The following is a 1442-nucleotide window of genomic DNA, read 5'->3' on the forward strand; positions in this document are numbered from 1 at the left end:
TGTCCGTCGTCAGGGTATTTGGAACAGATAGCCGTGTGATTTAACGGAGAGATTGGCTCATCGTGTTGGTTGATTTTATGCGGCTTGATTGCGGTATTGCAAACGCCGTTTATTGATTGTTTTTCGTTTGATCCTTTCACGTTCGAGCAGGATGTTTTCGCCACGTCCGAAGTAGACGTCTGCAGGTGTCAGATTGCCGAGGCTCTCATGATAACGTGCGTTATTGTAGTGGAAGACGAAGCGCTCGATGCTGGCGTTGAGGTCACCGGGCAGGAAGTAATTTTCCAGCAGGATGCGGTTCTTCAGGGTTTGGTGCCAGCGTTCTATCTTTCCTTGGGTCTGAGGATGGTATGGCGCACCACGCACATGATCCATGCCTTGGCCGTTGAGCCATTCAGCCAGTTCGCCAGAGATGTAACTCGCACCGTTGTCCGACAGCAGGCGGGGTTTGTGCCGAACGGCGACCTGATCACAGCCAGAAGCCTCAAGGGCCAGTTCCAGCGTGTCGGTGACATCACCAGCAGTCATTGTCGTGCACAGCTTCCAGGCGACAACATATCGCGAGAAGTCGTCCAGAATGGTAGAGAGGTAATACCAGCCCCAGCCGACGATCTTGATGTGGGTGAAGTCTGTCTGCCACATCTGGTTGACGGCTGTGGTCTTGTCGCGGAACTCATCCGCAGCCTTGATGACCACAAAGGCCGGGCTGGTGATGAGGTCATGCGCCTTGAGCAAGCGATACACCGAGGCTTCGGACACGAAGTACTGCTGCGTATCGGTGAACCGCACAGCCAACTCCCGCGGTGATAGCTCGGGTTCAGCCAATGCCAGGGCAACAATACGTCTGCGAACATCATCTGGTATGCGGTTCCACACCCGTGACGGCTTTGGCGAACGATCCTCCAGCGCTTCCGGACCACCTGTCAGATATCGGTCATACCAGCGGTAGAATGTGGTGCGAGGGATACCAAGCGTATCGAGGGTTTGTTTGGCCGGAAGGTGAGACTGTTCCACCAGCCGTATGATCTCAAGCTTCTCTGAGGCGGGATATCTCATTCGTCGTCTCCCCCATGCCCGATCACGCTTTTTTTGAGTAGACGGAGCTCAAGGATTTGTTCAGCAACAACTTCCTTGAGCTCTCGAGTCTCGCGCCGCAGATCCTGCACTTCACCTGTGTTGGCTTCCCGCGCTGTATCACCAGCCAAACGCTTGCGGCCAGCTTCCATGAACTCCTTCGACCAACTGTAGTACTGGCTCTGGGCAATACCTTCCTGGCGACACAGCTCAGCTATGCTGTCGTCGCCGCGAAGGCCTGCCAGCACAATCCGGATCTTGTCTTCTGAGGAATACCTCTTCCGCGTCTTGCGGCGGATGTCCTTCACAGTGCGATCAGCTGCATCCCGATGACGCTCGCTCTTCTGTCTCATGCTTCACTCCTGATC

1 protein-coding gene is annotated in these 1442 nt (G+C 55.0%); it reads right to left on the reverse strand.

Annotated features, from left to right (window positions below; all coding sequences use genetic code 11):
- Positions 1 to 75: 75 nt before the first annotated feature.
- Positions 76 to 1427 (reverse strand): IS3 family transposase gene (locus tag RBB44_RS25480; RefSeq protein WP_371932361.1). Its coding sequence is split into 2 segments (ribosomal slippage): positions 76 to 1091 and positions 1091 to 1427, totalling 1353 coding nucleotides; the frame shifts between segments, so codons are not numbered across the junction.
- Positions 1428 to 1442: the final 15 nt, after the last annotated feature.

Source organism: Roseibium sp. MMSF_3247 (assembly GCF_030733765.1).
In the GTDB taxonomy this organism is placed as follows: Bacteria; Pseudomonadota; Alphaproteobacteria; order Rhizobiales; family Stappiaceae; genus Roseibium.